This window comes from Daejeonella sp. (genome assembly GCF_017495225.1).
Classification (GTDB): domain Bacteria; phylum Bacteroidota; class Bacteroidia; order Sphingobacteriales; family Sphingobacteriaceae; genus Daejeonella.
Genome location: NZ_JAFEIG010000005.1, coordinates 119,364 through 138,043 on the forward strand (window position 1 = coordinate 119,364; position 18,680 = coordinate 138,043).

Below are 18,680 nucleotides of genomic sequence, written 5' to 3' on the forward strand. Positions count from 1 at the left end.
TTCTATTTATTTAAATTTAGCCTATCGTTATTTATTTTTTACAAATTTCTCAAGCCAATTGTCCATCTCCCACATGCTGTGTAAAATTGATTCTTTTGCTCGGTATGAATGTGCTTCAAATGGAAGTAATACCAATCGGCTAATTGCTCCATGTCCTTTTAAAGCGGCATAAAGTCGCTCACTTTGGATTGGGAATGTTCCTGAATTATTATCTGCTTGTCCGTGAATCAGCAATAAAGGGGTCTTAATTTTATTAGCATAGTTGAAAGGCGACATTTTATTATAAACTGATTGTGCCTGCCAAAATGTGCGCTCCTCCGATTGAAATCCGAAAGGGGTTAGACTACGATTATAGGCTCCACTTCTGGCGATGCCTGCCGCAAAAAGATCAGTATGCGCTAATAAATTTGCTGTCATGAATGCTCCATAAGAATGGCCTCCAATGGCAATACGTTTTCTATCTGCTACACCCATTTCTACTAAATGATTAATGGCGGCTTCTGCATTATACCTTATTTGTTCGATAAAAGTATCATTAGGCTCTGATAAACTTTCCCCAATAACAGGCATATCGGCATTGTCTAAAATGGCATAACCACGGCTTACCCAATAAACGGGTGAACCGGGACTTAAACTCATAAACTTAAATGGAGAGCCTTTTACTTGTCCGGCCGCTTCCATTGTTTTAAATTCACGGGGGTAGGCCCACATTAAAACTGGTAGGGCTTGGTCGCCGACCTTAAAGTTTGCCGGTAAATAAAGTGTTGCCCCCAAGTTGATACCATCTAAACGTGTGTATGAAATTTGCTTCTTCTGAACTCCTTTAAGCTCAGGGTATGGATTGGAGAAATTTGTAATTTGGGTATAACTAGAATCTTTTAAGTTTAACCTGTAATAGTTTTTTACGGTATCTGCAGCTTCCCGACTATTGATACTGAATTTACTATTATTAAAATAAATTGGACGTTCGTAATATGGAGCTGCTGATCTGAAAATGGTATCTCTGACTTTCGTTTTGATATTGAATTTCAAAATAAATGGCCGCTCACCTTCTGGAGATGCACCATCACTTATGCTGAAAATTGCCAAATTATCGGGGTCACTAATTCGTTTTAGCGGATTAAATTCAGTCAATAATACATTTCTATTGTACTCGTTTTTCGTGCTTAATAATTGTCCGGGATCCTTATAGCCATCTTCAAAATAACGGTCGAATAGATTTACCCTGAAATTCTCATCGCTAGGTTTAATAAAAACTCTTCTTTCTGCTCTTGTTTTCCACCATCGCTCGGTAAGGATTGCCAATTTGTCGTCACCCCAATTAATGGAATAAAAACGGAAATAACATTCCGCTAATTTTAATGGATTTTGGTTAAATGGTGCATTCTGGGTATAAATTATATCTCGAACGCTTGCCTGTTGCGCTGGGTTGCCATTATCCATGGCCTCTACCCAAAATAATGTTGCTGCCTTGTCTGTGCGCCATCCAAACTCCCTCGGCCCTTTTGGTACTGCATCAAATCCGGCAGGGATATTTTCCGATGAGGGCGCATCAAATAGTTTCTTTATTAGCTTCCCCTTTTTATCGTAAATAGATGTGCTATAAGCGAACAGACTAATTGGAACTGTATAGGAATAAGGTGACTTAATATCTGCTAGGAGCAGGTATTCTCCATCAGGGGAATAATCCATTGAACGGATGATTTGAGACTCTAAGAAATTAAGACTCTCACCTTCTAAATTGATTATTTTCAGTTGTGATGTTAGAAAATGCTCAAACATTTTTTCATCACCAGCATTTTTTAAGAGATCTTGATAGGTTCTAGATGGGCTTGATTTTCCAGTGTTTTCCTGAATAATTGGTCCCGAAGCAATTTTTTCTGTTTCTATCAGTTTTTTTGAATTTTTAATTACACATTGCGCTAAAATAGCCTTCCCATCTGGTCGCCATATAAAACTTTTCGCATAAATGCCGTTGATATAATCTTCTCCCAATCGTTTCGCTTCTTGTGTTTTTAAATCTGCAATCCATAATTCAATTCCTTTGGAAGAAGTATGAGCAAAGGCAATTTTAGTCTCATCTGGCGACCATGTTAAATTGGAAAGCTTGAGTTCATCGGGCAAACCGCTAAAATTAAATTCAGTAGCATCACTTGTTGATTTTAGTGTAATTGCTGAGTAAAACGCTGCTCTACTTGGCCCATTAGTGATGGGATTAATTCGTAATCCCGCAAGTCCGTACTCCATTTGAGAAAGTTCATCAATACTCGGGAGTCCGGAAGGTTTTAATAATAGCATCCATTCTCCATCAGAGCTTATTTTAACATCCTGACTAGCAGGTGCTTCCAATAAATTTATCAATGATTGTGGTGGCTTTTGATACGAATTATTTTCTTGAGCTAGGACTGACGTAGTGCAGATTAAACTTGAGATTAAGAATGGAATAGAGCGTTTAAACATGCTATTTTGTGGTAAATTAAACAGAATTTAAAATTTATCTGACAAAAATTAGGGCGCTACCTTACAAGGTAACACCCATTTGTATAATTTATAATATCTTGTTAATACGTGTAAAATTTTAAAAATTTACACGTATTAATTATTTCACTGATCTAAAATCTTGATCAACTTTAATTGTTAATAACGATTCATAAATCAATCTGATAACATTATCAACATCTTCTTTATGAATCATTTCAACGGTTGTGTGCATGTAACGCAATGGTAATGAAATCAATGCAGAAACAACCCCGTCATTTGAATAGGCAAAAGCATCTGTATCGGTACCAGTTGATCTAGAAGAAGCCTGACGCTGAAAAGGAATATTGTTAGCCTCTGCAGCTTTTATGAGCAGTCTGTTCAAATTTGTTTGCACTGCTGGGGCATAAGAAACTACGGGACCTTTACCGCAAGCTAAATCACCTTGAGTGATTTTGCTAATCATTGGTGTTTGAGTATCATGCGTCACATCTGTTACAATGGCAATATTTGGTTTAATTCGGTGGGCAATCATTTCAGCGCCTCTCAAACCAATTTCTTCTTGCACTGAATTAACGATGTATAGTCCGAAAGGTAGTTTTTTCTTGTTTTCTGATAAAAGACGTGCTACTTCAGCAATCATAAATCCGCCAGCACGATTATCTAATGCTCTTCCCACATAGTATCGATCATTTAGTACCATAAATTCATCCTCATAGGTAATTACACAACCTACATGAATTCCTAGTTTTTCAACTTCTTCGCTGCTTGTACAACCGCAATCAAGGAAAATATTCTTCATTGATGGCGCTTCTTCTTTCTCACCACTACGTGTATGAATTGCAGGCCATCCAAAAACAGCTTTAACAATACCTTTATCGGTGTGGATATTTACACGCTTTGAAGGAGCAATTTGGTGATCAGAGCCACCATTTCTTATCACATAAATGAGTCCGTCTTTGGTGATATAATTCACAAACCAAGAAATTTCATCGGCATGAGCTTCAATTACTACTTTAAATTTAGCTTTCGGATTAATTACAGCCACTGCAGTGCCATAATTATCTACCATATGTTCATCGGTATAAGGTTTGATATAATCGAGCCATAAACGCTGACCTTCCCATTCAAATCCTGTAGGTGAGGCGTTGTTGATGTATTTTTCAAAAAATGCCAATGATTTTTTAGTAACCACCGGAACATGCTTTTTCTCTTTATTTTTAGCCATTTTCTTATTTATTTTTTAATATTTTCTCCATAATCACGAAATCGATACCATCTTTTTGGAAATCATGTTCAGTTTCACGAAAGCCAAATTTACTATAAAAAGCTGATGCATTTTTTCGTGCATTGCACCAAATACGCTCAAAACCTTCATTGGCGCATATTTCAAGTAAATAATTTAATAATTCGCTGCCAAAGCCTTTACCTTGGAATGCTTCGACAGTAGCAAATTTTCGAAATTGTATTGAATTCTCACTTTTAAAATAGGACAATACACTTATTAGTTTATTATCATCAAATAAACCCAAATGCGTGCCATCATCATCCTCAGCGAGTCTGATTTTTTCTAGTGGCTGTCCGGGGTATAAAACATCGCGGCGTATGCGCCAGGTTAATTCTTGACTTATTTGTTCGATATGCGCCATGTCAAAAATTAAAGAGGAATATTACCATGCTTTTTTCTAGGATTGTTTACCACCTTATTTTCTAGCATTTTAAAGGCTTTAATTAGCTTTTTTCTAGTTTGGGATGGCTCAATAACCTCATCTATAAATCCTCTTTCGGCAGCTCTGTATGGATTGGCAAAAATATCGGAGTATTCCTTTTCTTTCTCAATCCAGCGTGCATTTGGATCATCCGCTGCAGCGATATCTTTCTTGAAAATAATCTCTGCAGCACCTTTAGCACCCATCACCGCAATTTCAGCTGTTGGCCAAGCATAGTTCATGTCGGCACCAATATGCTTTGAATTCATCACATCGTAAGCGCCACCATAGGCCTTTCTGGTAATTACAGTAATGCGTGGTACAGTAGCCTCGCAAAAGGCATACAATAATTTTGCACCATTGGTTATGATGGCATTCCATTCTTGATCTGTGCCAGGTAAAAATCCAGGAACATCTTCTAAAACGAGTAGAGGAATGTTGAAGCTATCGCAAAAGCGGACAAAGCGTGCTCCTTTTATGGAAGAGTTTATATCCAACACGCCTGCTAAAAATGCAGGTTGATTAGCTACAACGCCGATGCTCCTTCCTGCAAGTCGGGCGAAGCCTACCACAATATTTTCAGCGAAATCTTTGTGGACTTCTAAAAAAGAGTCGTCATCCACAATTTCTGAAATTACTTCACGAATATCATAAGGTTGTGAATTGTTCTCAGGAATGATATCGTTCAATTTTAGTCTTTCCTCATTAGAAGACTCGTAAGCTAATGCTGGTGTGCTTTCCTCACAATTTTGAGGCATGTAGCTGAGTAATTTTTTAATGTGATTTATGGCATCAATCTCATTGCTACAAGCAAAATGAGTAACTCCCGATTTTGTGGAGTGTGTAGATGCACCACCAAGTTCTTCGGAGCTTACAATTTCGTGGGTTACTGTTTTCACCACATTGGGGCCTGTGACAAACATGTAGGAGGTATTTTCGACCATGAGCACAAAATCTGTGATGGCTGGAGAATAAACCGCTCCACCAGCACAGGGTCCCATAATTGCGGAAAGTTGTGGCACTACCCCCGAAGCCATGGTGTTTTTGTAAAATATATCGGCATAGCCACCCAAAGAAACTACACCCTCTTGAATTCGTGCACCACCAGAATCATTTAATCCGATCACAGGAGCTCCATTTTTTAAGGCAAGATCCATGATTTTGCAGATTTTTTCGGCATGTGTTTCAGAAAGTGAACCTCCAAAAACAGTAAAATCTTGCGAAAAAACATAGACTAATCGTCCATTAATAGTGCCATAGCCAGTTACCACCCCATCTCCAGGATAGCGCTCTTTCTCCATGCCAAAATCGGTTGAACGATGCATAACCAACATGCCAATTTCTTCAAATGAGCCCTCATCCAACAAAAAGTGAAGGCGCTCTCTTGCTGTTAGTTTCCCTTTTTGATGCTGATTATCAATTCTGGATTTCCCACCACCTTGAAGGGCTTCTTCTTGCTTCTGTCTTAAAACATCTATTTTATTGTCCAAAATATGTCGTTTTTATTGCCTTGTTTGAGATGTGAAATTACTAAAAAATGATTAAAGACCGACTAATTACAACTGCTTTTACATTGTTTACATTGGCGTGAAAATTGAAAGAATAGCAGGGTAATTGGATGAACAATCTCTAGATTTCTATAAGGCTTCTTGATTAATATTCTTAATTTGCTCAAAAAACAATAAAATGAGTTTTAGGTTCATAATTTTTGTGGGATTTTTGCTCGGTTCATTACAAGTTTTTGGTCAGAGAGAGCGTGATGAGCGAGCAATGATTACAAACTTCAAGGGACTTCAGTTTAAGGCAGCTGATTCATCCTTTTATATAAATTTTCGTTTCAGGATGCAAAACCGCTTGGGAGCAAGTACAATTTCTGGAACCAATTTAAATTTCAATGAATACGATGCACGTGTACGTCGATTGAGAATGCGTGTAGATGGATTTATCATGAATCCAAAATTAACATATAGCGTACAACTAGCGTTTACACGTGGTGATCAGGATGTAGATAATACTGGGATTGCAAATATTGTACGTGATGCGGTTATCTTTTATCATTTTACTCCTAAGTTTTATATTGGTTTCGGTCAGAATAAGCTACCTGGGAATAGGCAACGTGTAAATTCATCGGGGCAATTGCAATTTGCTGATCGTTCTATTGTGAATGGAGCTATGACAATTGATCGTGATTTCGGATTAAAAGCATATTATCATGATAAAATTGGCGCAATGGACTATCACTTAAAAGGTGCCATTTCAACTGGAGAGGGTAGAAGTGTTAATTCAACAGATGATGGATTAGCCTATACCGGGAGGGTAGAGTTATTGCCTTTGGGTACATTTACTGGTGATGGAGATTATTCGGAAGGCGATTTAGAACGTGAACCTAAACCAAAAATCTCAATAGCGGCAGGTTATAGCATGAATAAAAAAACAAATCGCTCAGGTGGTCAGTTGGGTAAAGAGCTTTATGGTTCAGTAGATATGGCTACATGGATGTTTGATGCGATTGGAAAATACAAAGGCTGGGCATATTCAGTCGAGTACTTAAAGAGGCATGTTGGTAATCCATTAACTTACAATGATTTAGGTAGTTTAAGATATGCTTTTACTGGTGATGGCATAAATCATCAGTTTTCTTATGTTTTCCCTAGTAATTTGGAACTTGCCATGCGTTATTCCCGATTGAGTCCTTCAGCTAAATTGGCTGCTTATGAATCTCAGAAGAATATTTTTGAGCTTGGATCAACTAAATATTTCAATAAACATCGGGTTAAATTGCAGTTAAATGTGAATTACATGGCTGTTGATAGAAATTATGCTTTATCGCATACGGGAAATCACTGGGGTGTATTGACTCAGTTTGAATTGGGTATTTAATTTTTGGAATTTAACCTTAAAAAGGAACTTCAGCTTCCGATTTTTCCGATTTTTGGCATTAAATAGCTAAAAAAAACGTATTTTTGCAAATATTATCAATTTGAGGTCTTCAAATTGAATCTATAAATGAAGAAGGAATTAGCGAGAGTACTGTTCAGTTTTATTTTTTTATTCATCTTCTCTGTGAAGATGCTAATCTCAATCGCACCCCTAATTGCAGTACACCTAGATAGTAAAATCATGAATTCAGTGATTATGCAGCTGGAGATTGAAACAAATACTTCAAAGGGGGCTGATCAAGCCAAAGATTCATTAAACAAGGGCGAATTCTTAAGTGGTATTTATAAATTTAATTTTGATGAGCCACTTCAAATAATGTTTCCAACAAAATATATTACTTTACAGGACCTTAACATTGAAGTATTCTATCCTAGAATTCCTAGTCCGCCACCAAACTGCTAATTCTTAGCCTTTCAAATCACCACATTTTCATAAGTTAAAAAGACGAGCTTGTTTGAACAAGCTTCACTGTTTTTTTATGCTTTGATTATGATTTAATGGCTTGCCTTCATAAGCATGCCATTCTATTTTTTTAAAATAAACAAATCAAACAAAATTTTAATATGTCTAATAACTCAAGTGAAAACACCTTTTTTGATATTTCTAAGTATTTTAACAGCGCTAATTTAAAAAAGGATCTTCCTTCAAGTATCGTTGTATTTCTAGTTGCTTTGCCTTTATGTTTGGGCATTGCCTTGGCATCAGGTGCTCCACTTTTTGCTGGTGTTTTAACTGGCATTATTGGTGGTATTGTTGTTTCAGCTATTAGTGGTTCGCAATTAAGTGTTAGCGGACCAGCAGCGGGTTTAACGGTAATTGTGTTTGGTGCTATTACTTCTTTAGGATCTTACGAAACGTTTTTATTGGCAGTTGTTCTTGCAGGGGTTTTGCAAATTATCTTCGGGTTTTTAAAAGCCGGAATTATTGCAAATTATTTTCCTTCATCGGTTATTGAAGGTATGCTTGCAGCAATAGGTATTATATTGATTTTGAAGCAGTTGCCTCATGCTGTAGGTTTTGATTCAGACTTCGAAGGCGATGAGAGTTTTTTCCAAGCAGATCATGAAAATACCTTTACTGCTCTTGCAGCCGCCTCAAATATGATTAGTTATGGTGCGGTAATTATTAGTGTTTTATCACTTTTTATCATGATTTATTGGCCGAAGATTAAAAAAATGAGTGCAATACCTGCGCCAGTTCTTGTTGTTGCTTTAGGGATTATTCTAACCATTTTGTTTCAAAATTCGAGTCTTGCATTAAGTCAGGCTCAATTAGTAAATATTCCAGTAGTAAATTCATTTTCTGAGTTTACCCGACTTTTCTCATTTCCTGATTTTTCACAAATAAGTAATCAGGCGGTGTGGACTGTTGCCTTTACCATTGCTATTGTGGCGAGTATTGAAACTCTTTTGAGTATAGAGGCAGTAGATAAAATAGACACACTAAAACGTGTTTCGCCAACAAATAGAGAGTTATTGGCTCAGGGTGTTGGGAATATGACTAGCGGCATGCTAGGTGGTTTACCAATGACCTCCGTGATTGTTAGATCATCAGTGAACGTAAATTCGGGCGGTCGTACCAAAATGAGTGCTATTTATCATGGTTTTTGGTTGCTTTTATCCTTGCTTTTTATTCCTTTTTTATTGAATAAAATACCTTTGGCATGTTTGGCAGCTATTCTTTTGGTAACTGGATATAAACTCGCAAATATTTCTTTGTTTAAGAAAATGTGGCGAAATGGAAAGGATCAATTTATTCCTTTTGTAGTTACGGTAATTGCCATTGTTTTTACTGATTTGCTCAAAGGTGTAGCTATTGGTATGCTTGTAGGGGTGTTTTATATTTTAAGGACTAATTTACGCAATCCTTATTTTTTCAAGTTTGAAGAGAATGATGGTAAAAAAGTGATTCGTATTAAGCTTGCTCAGGAAGTATCCTTTCTAAATAAAGCGGCAATTCAATACACCTTAACAAATTTACCTTCAGAGTCGGATATTATTATTGATGGAACAGATTCGATGTACATTGATCGTGATGTTTTAGAAATTATTCATAATTTTAAACACAATGCCTTTTCTAAAGGTACTATTGTGCAAATTGTTAATATTCGTGATAATTATGAAGTCCCAAGGTTAAAAGAATTGGTTTATAAATCGGGAAAAAATAATTAAAATGACAGCTAAAAAAACAAATAATTCAAGCATTTCTAATATGTCGGAAGAGAATAGTGAAAAACAAAAGCGTGCTTATGAGGAATTACTTCAAGGCAATCGTGATTGGGTAAAAAAGGAAACAGAAAAGGATCCTGATTATTTTAATAAATTGGCTGCAGGGCAGGAACCTGATGTACTTTGGATAGGATGTTCAGACAGTAGGGTGCCGGCAAATGAGGTAACCAATACTAAACCTGGTCAGGTGTTTGTACACCGTAATATTGCCAATGTTTGTGTTCACTCAGATATGAATATGCTGAGTGTATTAGATTATGCAGTTAATGTGTTGAAGGTGAAGCATGTAATTGTTTCGGGGCATTATGGCTGTGGAGGTATTGCAGCAGCTCTAAGTAATAAACAATTTGGCTTGATCGATAATTGGCTTCGTCATATAAAAGATGTTTATCGCTTGCATAGCAATGAACTCGACCGAATTATGGATGATACTTTGAAGGTTAATCGCTTAGTTGAATTGAATGTAATTGAACAGGTTTATAATTTATGTAAAACTACAATTGTTCAAAACGCTTGGCGCGAACGTGAAGATTTAGAGATCCATGGTTGGGTGATTGATTTGAAATCCGGACTAGTAAAGGATTTACAAGTAACGGCAAAATCAAGTCAAAATCTTGGGGAAATATTTAAGCTCGACGAATCGAAAGTGAGCTAAAGAAAAAAGAGCTAAATCGTGAGATTTAGCTCTTTTTTTTGTCAGTTATCAGTTTTCGGTTATCAGTTATCAGTTGACAGTTATCAGGCTGGCGACATTAGTTATCGGTGGCTGAGGTTCTCGAAGCCAGGGGTATAGTTGGTTAGGTGGTTAGTTTTAGATGGTTATACATGCGACATCAGCTACCCGGTGGCTGAGGTACTCGAAGCCAGGTACTCGAAGCCAGGTACTCGAAGCCTTTAATTTTGTTTGCAACAAGCCTCTCTGCAATCACATCAATCAAAAAAAATCACAGTTCAGACAATATTAGTTGACAGTTATCTGTTATCAGTTGTCTGTTATCAGTTATCAGGCTGGCGTGAACAAAGTTTTTTATTCCCATTGGTTAAACTAACAATAGCGTTCTCAGATGTCGCTTGTCTGACAACTGACAACGGTTAACTGTCAACTAATCTTCCAGATGTCGCTTGTCTGACAACTGACAACGGTTAACTGTCAACCAATCTTCCAGATGTCGCTTGTCTGACAACTGACAACGGTTAACTGACGCCCTCCCTTACTCTTTCTCCAAAAACGGATATCTATAATCTTTCGGTGGGTCAAAAGTTTCCTTAATTGTTCTAGGTGAAACCCATCTTAACAGATTAATCATGGAGCCCGCCTTGTCATTGGTTCCTGAACCTCTAGCTCCTCCAAATGGCTGCTGACCAACAACTGCACCAGTACATTTATCATTGATGTAAAAGTTTCCAGCCGAATTTCTCAAGGCTTGTGTAGCAGTTGCTAGAGCGTAACGATCTTGTGCTAAAACCGCCCCAGTTAAGGCGTAAATAGAGGTATTGTCTATAATTTCGAGTGTTTTTTCGAAATCTTTATCCTCGTAAACAAAAATTGTTAGTACCGGACCGAACAATTCTTCACACATGGTTACATAATTTGGATCTTTTGTGAGTATGATTGTTGGTTCAATAAAGTATCCTTTTGATTTATCATAATTACCACCAGAAAGAATTTCAACGTTTTTATCGCTTTTTGCACGATCTATAAATCCGCTAAGCTTATCAAAGGATTTTTCATCAATTACTGCATTTACAAAATTACCGAAATCTTCAGTAGGCCCCATTTTAAGGGTAGCAAGATCACGAAGTAATAATTGTTTGATTGCAGGCCAAACGGATGCTGCAATGTACACTCTCGATGCGGCAGAACATTTTTGTCCCTGATATTCGAATGCACCACGTAAAATGGCAGTGCTTGAAGCTTCAACATCAGCTGAGCCGTGGACTAAAATAAAGTCTTTACCTCCAGTTTCTCCAACAATGCGTGGATATGTTTTGTACTTATGAATATTATTACCAATGGTCTTCCAAATATCTTGGAAAACTGATGTAGAACCTGTAAAATGAATTCCAGCAAAGTCGGGGTGATTGAAAATAACCTCACCTGCATCAGGACCTGAAACATAAACTAGGTTGATAACGCCATCTGGTAAACCTGCTTCACGGAAAATTTCCATTAAAACATTTGCCGAATAAATTTGAGTATTTGACGGTTTCCAAACCACAACATTACCCATCATAGCCGCTGAAGTAGGTAAATTACCTGCAATTGCAGTAAAGTTAAATGGGGTTAAAGCAAATACAAAGCCTTCAAGTGCTCTTTGTTCCAATCTGTTCCAGCTTCCTCGTGGTGATACCGGAGGTTGTTGCTGGTATATTTCAGTCATGTATTTCACATTGAAACGCAAGAAATCAATCAGCTCACATGCTGCATCAATTTCTGCTTGAAAAGCATTTTTCGACTGCCCCAACATGGTAGCTGCATTCAGTTTATAACGATAAGGACCTGCGATTAAATCAGCAGCTTTTAAGAAAATAGCAGCACGCTGCTCCCAAGCTAAATTTTCCCAAGCACTCTTCGCCTTTAAAGCTGCATTTATAGCTTCAGAAACGTGTTCTTTGGTCCCCTGACTATAAGTACCCAACAAATGCTGGTGATCGTGGGGTGGGTAAATATTGACTTTTTTATCAGTTCTAATCTCTTTACCATCGATATACATGGGTATGTCGATTGTCTTAGAACGGGCATCAGCAAGTGCTTCTTTTAATAAAGCTCTTTCTTTACTTCCTGGTCCATAATTTAAAATTGTCTCATTAACAGGCTGAGGTACGTTGAAAAATCCTTTTAGCATAATTGGTATTCTTAGTTAGTGCAAAGATAAGGCTTTGATCGAAATGTTAGGCTGAAATAAGCCAAAATATAACGAAAACAAGCTGATTTTATAAAAGCATCAATTTATTTTGTTTTCTAAAAATGAATATTATTTAATATTTTAGATATTATTTTTATTTTAAATTAATTATCGTAAATTTCTAAGCCTTTTGCAGGTTCCCAATCTGATTGTGGTTCATAATAATTCCACAATAATTTTGAGAGCTTACGAATGAGTTGATAACCTTCATTGTCTGTAGTCCAGCTTTCATCTTTCTGATTCTTAGTAGCAATACAGAACACATAATCGCCATGAGAGGCATTCACAAGTACTACTTCTGAGCGAGAACGATTTACTGCACCTTGCTTAGATGCGGCCTGAACATAAGGTGGAATTTGTGAAAGTGCCTCTCCATCCCAATAAATGCGAATCAAATTTCTGTACATGCGTTCGCTTGCTGCGGGACTAATTGCCAGCCCATCTCGGATTTTTTTTATGAGAAGAGCCATTTCTTTCGGACTCGTTTGTCCCCAGCCATAACGTTTTTGAAAAGCTTCTCTTCCTGGAGTTCTTGAGTTGATGCGAATATTTTCAAAGCCATTGTCGGAAAGCCATTTATTGATATTTGCCCCGCCAACCAGTTTTTGTAACCAAAGACTTCCTGTATTGTCGCTTGTGGTGATACTAAGCATTTGAACCTTGCTTAATTGTACCTTTTCACCATCTTTAAAGGAACCAAGAATGTCTTCACCGGCGTAAAGTAGGCTATCCCGATAGATTAGATTTTGATGATAGCTCAATTCTTTTTTCTCGATTTTATCGAAAACTCCAATCATGATTGGGACTTTAATCATGCTGGCAGTGGGGAAAATTGTATCGGCATTTATTTCTGCAAATTTACCTGTTTTTAAGTTTTGGACGTATATTCCTACATCGCCATTAAAACCTTCGACGAGTTTTTGCAGTTTTAATGTTAGTTTTTTGTCGTTTTTAGTTTGTGCAAAAGCACTAAAAACAAGTAGAAAAATAATGCTCAGGAGGCTAAGTGACTTTCTTATCATGATGATTAATTTAATTATTCAAACATCAATAAATATAAGCTTGAAATCAAATATGTATTTTTGTAAAAATTTTAATAAATGAAACTAGTCCGATTGCTCTTATTTCCATTCTCAATTCTTTATGGTTTTGGGGTCATGCTTCGGAATTTGGCTTATGATTTCGGATTATTTAAGTCGATTAAATTTAAAATACCCGTAATTTCTGTTGGAAACCTTGCCGTAGGGGGATCTGGTAAAAGTCCCATGACTGAGTACCTCATTAATCTTCTAAAGTGGGATTTCACCTTAGCAATGGTAAGTAGGGGATATGGCAGGAAAACAAGTGGTTTTCGTTTTGTTGATGAGTGCGATGATGTTAGTTTGGTTGGCGATGAACCACTACAAATCAAGAAAAAATTTGAAGGTATTAGTGTTGTAGTATGTGAAAAACGGGTGGACGCTATTGAACAAATAGAATGGGAAAATGACGTTGTAATTCTAGATGATGCATTCCAGCATCGCGCAGTAAAGCCAGGATTAAGTATTTTATTGTTTGAATTTTCATCTTTCCAATCCAGTCAGTTTTTGTTGCCAGCAGGTAATTTGAGGGAGCCAATGTCGCAAAAGAAAAGAGCCGATATTGTGGTGATCACTAAAAGTCCTAAAACTATTGATGAATCGCAAAAGCAGCTGATAGCAGGTAAATTAGATCTTAATCCTAATCAAGCTTTATTTTTTTCATTTTTAAAATATGGTAATTTGAAATCTGTTTATGAAGAGCACCTTTCAAGGCCATTGAGCTCTTTAAATAGTTCATTTAACATTATTTTATTATCAGGCATAGCCAATCCGAAACCTCTGCTAGAAATGTTAGAGGGCTATGAATCTAAGCTAATTCATCACGAGTATTCTGATCATCATAATTTTACTGATAAAAATATTGCTAAACTTGTACGCGAATATGTTCAGCTTGAAACCGGTAATAACATAATTATTACCACTGAAAAGGATGCACAACGTTTAAACTCTAAACAGTTTAATGAACAGCTTAAAGGTATTCCTATCTTTTATCTACCTATTGAGGCGGATTTTGAAGAGCCTGAAAAAACTTCGTTCAATAATTTAATTATAAACTATGCAACAGAATCTGCAGTCGACAGTAGACTATATTAAGCGTAAAATTGATGGTTTTGAGCCGGAAATTGGAATAATTTTAGGGACCGGTTTAGGAGGACTTGTAGAAGATATTGAAATACACCATCAATTAATGTATTCTAATATCCCAAACTTCCCTATTTCTACCCTTGAGTTTCATTCGGGGAAATTAATATTTGGAATTCTTGGCGGCAAGAAAGTTGTTGCTATGCAAGGGCGTTTACATTATTATGAAGGCTATGACATGAAGCAAATAACCTTTCCGGTTCGGGTAATGAAGCTGCTAGGAATTATAAAATTGTTTGTCTCAAATGCGAGTGGTGCATTAAATCCAGCATTTAAAAAGGGTGATTTAATGATCATCGAAGATCATATTAATATGCAGACAGACAATCCTTTACGTGGTCGAAATGATGATGATCTTGGTCCCCGTTTTCCGGATATGAGTGAGCCATACAATAAAGAGCTAATTGTACGTGCTTTAGATATCGCCAAGAAAAATAATATTACTTGCCATACTGGTGTTTATGTTTCAGTAAATGGTCCAAATCTCGAAACTAGAGCAGAATATCGCTTTTTACGAAATATTGGTGCTGATGCCGTGGGAATGAGTACAGTACCTGAGGTAATTGTTGCAAATCATATGTCATTGCCTGTTTTTGCTATTTCTGTGCTTACTGATGAAGGCTTTCCAGAAACATTAACAGTAGTGTCATTGGATGAAATAATTAAAACAGCACAAGAGGCAGAACCGAAAATGACCAAGATTTTAAAAGATCTTATTCTCGAAATGGAATGATTAAACGCTTAATTTTTATATTTTTTTTACTGAATTATCTCATTGTTAATGAGGGTTTTGCGCAAAGGACAATCCGTGCTGGGGGTGAAGGTATAGGTTCTGTAATGAACAGAGGTGGTGGAAGTGGTGCTCAAAACAGTGAGGAAATGCAACAAGACTCAATTATTTATACTTCTAAATATATTAGGTACACCAATCTTAAGATTTTAAAAGAAGGTACTCAAACCCGCCCAATAGATACTACGGTAAATAACTTTCAAAATTATAGTCCCATTTACAAGTTTGATAAGCCCACTATTGGTTTGGGAAGTGCTGGTATTGCCTACCGAGAAATGCTTTTTAATCCGAGCAAAGTAATTGGTTTTGATGCCGGATTCCATTCTCTTGATGCCTATAAACTTACTCAGGATTCTATTAAATTTTTTAGAGCAAAAACACCGTTCACAGAACTTTATTATGTAAATGGCAGAATTCAAGAACAAACATTTAAAGTTATTCATACACAAAATGTGAAGCCTAATTTAAATGTAGGTGCTATGTATAATCGTTTAACTGCTGAGGGGTTTTATGTCAATCAAAAGGCCGACCATCTCAATGCGGCTTTATTTGCTTGGTATGAATCGCCAAATAAAAGGTATAATATTGTAAGTGATGTTATTTTTAATACCATCAAAGCTGGCGAAAATGGCTCAACTACGAATGATTCTTTATTTAGGGATGATCCAATTGATAAAATAGCGGTTCCTGTTCGTTTAAAGGCACTTGGGGCGAATCGGCCGATGCAAACATGGCGTCAAACCCAATTTTTCTTTAAACAATTTTATTATATCGGTAGGATGGATAGCATTCCTGATACAGAAGCTTCTGCTAAAATATTGCCTACGCAGCGCTTTTCTCATGCTCTGACCTATTCCAAAGATCGCTACAAATTTTACCGAAATGAGGAAGATGTTTATGGAGCATTCCCAACCTTGCCTTCCCAATCATTTACTGAAACCAATGATTCTACCAAAGTCTCGAACCTTAGAAATGAGTTTAACTATAGTTTTTACCTTAGGGGAAGGGCATTGAGCTTTATTAAAAATGAGTTGAAATTGGACCTAGGACTTCAAAACGATATTTATCGTTATGAGCAGCTTGCTTACAAAGAAAATTTCACGAATACCAGTCTGAAGGCTGCTCTCGCTTACCGTTTTAGTGATAAGGTGATTTTAGAAGCAGATTTAAATCAGGTAGCGCAAGGTAAACATGCTGGAGATTTTTTATATGAAGCTAATTCTAGTTTCTTGTTAAGTAAATCTGTTGGAAGGATAATTTTAGGGGCCTACCTGCAAAATAAGTCGCCCGAACAAATGTTTGAACGTGTTAATTATCAGTATCATAGTTGGGATAGAAACTTTGATCGTTCAAAAATCACTAACCTTTCTTTCCTGTACGAAAATCCTAAATATAAATTTATTGCCAAAGCTGAATATTTCTTTGTAAATAACTATTTATACTTTAAAGAAACATCTAGTGCTAAGCAAATATCACCAGAGCAAAGTGGAACTAATATTAATTTGATTAAGATCACTCTTGCCAAAGACTTTAAAATGGGAAGGTTTAATCTTAATAATTATCTAGTGTATCAAAAGACTGATTTTCAGGATATTTTACGAACTCCAGAGATTTATTCTTACAATAGCTTTTTTTACGCAACTAAATTTTTTAAGGTATTAACCACAAATATTGGCTTTGATCTACGCTTTAACACACCATTTAAGGCACCTGCTTATGCAATTAATGTGGGACAGTTTTATAATGACAATGCAGCCTTAGAATATTCAACCTATCCCGTAGTAGATCTTTTTATTCGTGCTACTCTTAAGCGTGCAAATTTGTTTTTGAAGTACGACTATGTGAATCAAGGTATGTTATCTAGGGGATATTATACCGTTAGGGGATATCCTATGCAAGATAAATTATTGAAATTTGGCGTTAGTTGGAAATTTTATAATTAAGGGGATAAGGAGCAAGGAACAAAGAGCAAGGACTAAGGACAAAATTTAGCAACAAAATAATTTAATCTTTTTTAATTTTATTGGCTTCGAGAACCTTGCTTCGAGAACCTCAGCCACCGGTAATCTTACAAAGTTTACTGTTAACAATATCCAGTTGACGTATGTCTGATAACTGCCAACTGATAACTGTCAACTAATATCACGTTTTCTGCTTCTTCTTCTTTGCTGCTGGAAATAACACATTGTTGAGTATGAGTCGGTAGCCTGGCGAATTAGGATGCAGGTTTAAATCTGTTGGTGGATCGCCAACGATATGCTGATAATCTTCTGGATCATGACCACCGTAGAAAGTCCATTGGCCTTGGCCCAATTCACCATGAATATATCTCCCTTCGCCACTTGTTTTAGTTTCACCCATCACTAATACATTAGGTTTGATCACATTTCGTCTAAATGCCGTTGTCTGACCCATAAATCCTTTAATCACCTTGTCGTGGTTTTGCGTGAGCATAGCTGGTACAATATCCCATTTTGCAGAAAAATCGAAAAGTGTGAAAAAGTCGTTTGTTCTATTTAGAGATTGAGATCTAGTGGGGGTAGCATCAATTGTAGAAAACTCATTACTTCCCGGATTTAGGTCGAGATTGAAATTTTGGAAGGCAAAAGTTTGATTAAAATCAAGTTTAGATTGGGCATTAGCATCGGCAGGATCGCCGTCAAATACCCGATCAATAATATCTACACCATTAGCCGCTAAAGCAATGTCAATGGTTTCTGGTCCCGAACACATAGCAAACATAAAGCCACCACCCGCACAGAAACTTCGGATATTTCGTGCTACTTCAAGTTTCATTTCAGAAACTTTCTTGAAACCATTTCTTTTTGCTGTAGCTTCTTGTAGCTTCACATCTTCCAAATACCAGCTTGCATTTCTAAAGGCAGTCCAAAAGCGATTGTACTGACCTGTAAAATCCTCATGATGGAGGTGTAGCCAATCATATTTAGGCAATGTGCCTTTTAGAACCTCATCGTCATAAATAATGTCGTAGGGTATTTCGGCATAACTGAGGACCATGGTTACGGCATCATCCCAAGGCAATTTGTTTTTTGGAGAATAAACGGCAATTTTTGGTGCCTTTTCGAGTTTTACGATATCCATGTTAACTGATGAGTCAGTAATCTCATTTAAAATAAGATTTACTTTGCCATCGCTTAACACTTCATAAGAAATACCACGAATTTTACATTCACTTTCCATTGTTTGTGAATATTTGACCAAAAAACTCCCGCCTCTATAATTTAAGAGCCAATCGGTTTCTGTTCCATTTTTTAATGCCCAGTACGTAATTCCGTAGGCTTTTAAATGATTTTTTTGTTCTTCATCCATCGGAATTAGAATGGAGGCAGCATTACAAATGGAAAGAAAAAGGGAAAAAAGCAGTGTCAAGCAGACTTTTTGCATGA

The 18,680-nt window shown here is 36.7% G+C and carries 14 protein-coding genes; 7 read left to right on the top strand and 7 right to left on the bottom strand.

Features of this window, described 5'->3' with window-relative positions; genetic code table 11:
• Positions 1-27: 27 nt before the first annotated feature.
• The 4 genes from QZ136_RS02590 to QZ136_RS02605 form a co-directional block, all read right to left on the bottom strand.
• Positions 28-2,460: a prolyl oligopeptidase family serine peptidase gene (locus QZ136_RS02590; protein WP_291400011.1), complete on the bottom strand. Its 2,433-nt coding sequence runs from the start codon at positions 2,458-2,460 to the stop codon at positions 28-30.
• 139 nt (positions 2,461-2,599) lie between these two features.
• Complete coding sequence (locus tag QZ136_RS02595) at positions 2,600-3,706, bottom strand: M42 family metallopeptidase (RefSeq protein ID WP_291400013.1); 1,107 nt, start codon at positions 3,704-3,706, stop codon at positions 2,600-2,602.
• 4 nt (positions 3,707-3,710) lie between these two features.
• Positions 3,711-4,127 (bottom strand): GNAT family N-acetyltransferase, encoded by a 417-nt coding sequence (locus QZ136_RS02600; RefSeq protein WP_291400014.1) that lies wholly within the window; start codon positions 4,125-4,127, stop codon positions 3,711-3,713.
• Between the two features lie 8 nt (positions 4,128-4,135).
• On the bottom strand, positions 4,136-5,677 hold the full coding sequence (locus tag QZ136_RS02605; protein WP_291400016.1) for an acyl-CoA carboxylase subunit beta: 1,542 nt from the start codon (positions 5,675-5,677) through the stop codon (positions 4,136-4,138).
• Positions 5,678-5,873: 196 nt separating this feature from the next.
• Between QZ136_RS02605 and QZ136_RS02610 the strand changes: the two genes are divergently transcribed.
• The 4 genes from QZ136_RS02610 to can all read left to right on the top strand — a co-directional run bounded on the left by QZ136_RS02610 (position 5,874) and on the right by can (position 10,010).
• Entirely contained in the window at positions 5,874-7,067 is a 1,194-nt protein-coding gene (locus QZ136_RS02610; RefSeq protein ID WP_291400018.1) for a porin, read from the top strand.
• Positions 7,068-7,193: 126 nt separating this feature from the next.
• Positions 7,194-7,529: a hypothetical protein gene (locus tag QZ136_RS02615; RefSeq protein WP_291400020.1), complete on the top strand. Its 336-nt coding sequence runs from the start codon at positions 7,194-7,196 to the stop codon at positions 7,527-7,529.
• Between the two features lie 161 nt (positions 7,530-7,690).
• Positions 7,691-9,298 carry a SulP family inorganic anion transporter gene (locus tag QZ136_RS02620; protein WP_291400022.1) on the top strand — a complete coding sequence of 536 codons (1,608 nt, stop codon included), beginning with the start codon at positions 7,691-7,693 and terminating at the stop codon, positions 9,296-9,298.
• Positions 9,299-9,338: 40 nt separating this feature from the next.
• On the top strand, positions 9,339-10,010 hold the full coding sequence (can, locus tag QZ136_RS02625; RefSeq protein ID WP_291400069.1) for a carbonate dehydratase: 672 nt from the start codon (positions 9,339-9,341) through the stop codon (positions 10,008-10,010).
• Positions 10,011-10,566: 556 nt separating this feature from the next.
• Here the strand turns inward: can and pruA are convergent.
• Together pruA and QZ136_RS02635 are read right to left on the bottom strand one after the other, a co-directional pair.
• The gene (gene pruA / locus QZ136_RS02630) at positions 10,567-12,201 is read right to left on the bottom strand and encodes an L-glutamate gamma-semialdehyde dehydrogenase (RefSeq protein WP_291400024.1); all 1,635 of its coding nucleotides are present in this window, start codon (positions 12,199-12,201) and stop codon (positions 10,567-10,569) included.
• 164 nt (positions 12,202-12,365) lie between these two features.
• Positions 12,366-13,283 carry a serine hydrolase gene (locus tag QZ136_RS02635; RefSeq protein ID WP_291400025.1) on the bottom strand — a complete coding sequence of 306 codons (918 nt, stop codon included), beginning with the start codon at positions 13,281-13,283 and terminating at the stop codon, positions 12,366-12,368.
• 78 nt (positions 13,284-13,361) lie between these two features.
• Between QZ136_RS02635 and lpxK the strand changes: the two genes are divergently transcribed.
• The 3 genes from lpxK to QZ136_RS02650 are packed head-to-tail and all read left to right on the top strand — an operon-like array spanning position 13,362 to position 17,216.
• Complete coding sequence (gene lpxK / locus QZ136_RS02640; protein ID WP_291400028.1) at positions 13,362-14,435, top strand: tetraacyldisaccharide 4'-kinase; 1,074 nt, start codon at positions 13,362-13,364, stop codon at positions 14,433-14,435.
• Positions 14,398-15,216: a purine-nucleoside phosphorylase gene (locus QZ136_RS02645; protein ID WP_291400029.1), complete on the top strand. Its 819-nt coding sequence runs from the start codon at positions 14,398-14,400 to the stop codon at positions 15,214-15,216. The genes lpxK and QZ136_RS02645 overlap by 38 nt, the downstream gene beginning before the upstream one ends.
• On the top strand, positions 15,213-17,216 hold the full coding sequence (locus QZ136_RS02650; protein ID WP_291400032.1) for a putative porin: 2,004 nt from the start codon (positions 15,213-15,215) through the stop codon (positions 17,214-17,216). The genes QZ136_RS02645 and QZ136_RS02650 overlap by 4 nt, the downstream gene beginning before the upstream one ends.
• Positions 17,217-17,415: 199 nt before the next feature.
• On the opposite strand, the gene QZ136_RS02655 is transcribed toward QZ136_RS02650, so the two are convergent.
• A complete protein-coding gene (locus QZ136_RS02655; protein ID WP_291400071.1) occupies positions 17,416-18,603 on the bottom strand; it encodes an asparagine synthetase B in 1,188 nt (395 codons plus the stop codon).
• Between the last annotated feature and the right edge of the window lie 77 nt (positions 18,604-18,680).

What these genes read in the sequence shown, in the direction of transcription:
- QZ136_RS02590 (WP_291400011.1), bottom strand. Translation starts at nt 2,460, where the DNA reads ATGTTTAAACGCTCTATTCCATTCTTAATCTCAAGTTTAATCTGCACT.
- QZ136_RS02595 (WP_291400013.1), bottom strand. Translation starts at nt 3,706, where the DNA reads ATGGCTAAAAATAAAGAGAAAAAGCATGTTCCGGTGGTTACTAAAAAA.
- QZ136_RS02600 (WP_291400014.1), bottom strand. Translation starts at nt 4,127, where the DNA reads ATGGCGCATATCGAACAAATAAGTCAAGAATTAACCTGGCGCATACGC.
- QZ136_RS02610 (WP_291400018.1), top strand. Translation starts at nt 5,874, where the DNA reads ATGAGTTTTAGGTTCATAATTTTTGTGGGATTTTTGCTCGGTTCATTA.
- QZ136_RS02615 (WP_291400020.1), top strand. Translation starts at nt 7,194, where the DNA reads ATGAAGAAGGAATTAGCGAGAGTACTGTTCAGTTTTATTTTTTTATTC.
- QZ136_RS02620 (WP_291400022.1), top strand. Translation starts at nt 7,691, where the DNA reads ATGTCTAATAACTCAAGTGAAAACACCTTTTTTGATATTTCTAAGTAT.
- can (WP_291400069.1), top strand. Translation starts at nt 9,339, where the DNA reads ATGTCGGAAGAGAATAGTGAAAAACAAAAGCGTGCTTATGAGGAATTA.
- pruA (WP_291400024.1), bottom strand. Translation starts at nt 12,201, where the DNA reads ATGCTAAAAGGATTTTTCAACGTACCTCAGCCTGTTAATGAGACAATT.
- QZ136_RS02635 (WP_291400025.1), bottom strand. Translation starts at nt 13,283, where the DNA reads ATGATAAGAAAGTCACTTAGCCTCCTGAGCATTATTTTTCTACTTGTT.
- lpxK (WP_291400028.1), top strand. Translation starts at nt 13,362, where the DNA reads ATGAAACTAGTCCGATTGCTCTTATTTCCATTCTCAATTCTTTATGGT.
- QZ136_RS02645 (WP_291400029.1), top strand. Translation starts at nt 14,398, where the DNA reads ATGCAACAGAATCTGCAGTCGACAGTAGACTATATTAAGCGTAAAATT.
- QZ136_RS02650 (WP_291400032.1), top strand. Translation starts at nt 15,213, where the DNA reads ATGATTAAACGCTTAATTTTTATATTTTTTTTACTGAATTATCTCATT.
- QZ136_RS02655 (WP_291400071.1), bottom strand. Translation starts at nt 18,603, where the DNA reads ATGGATGAAGAACAAAAAAATCATTTAAAAGCCTACGGAATTACGTAC.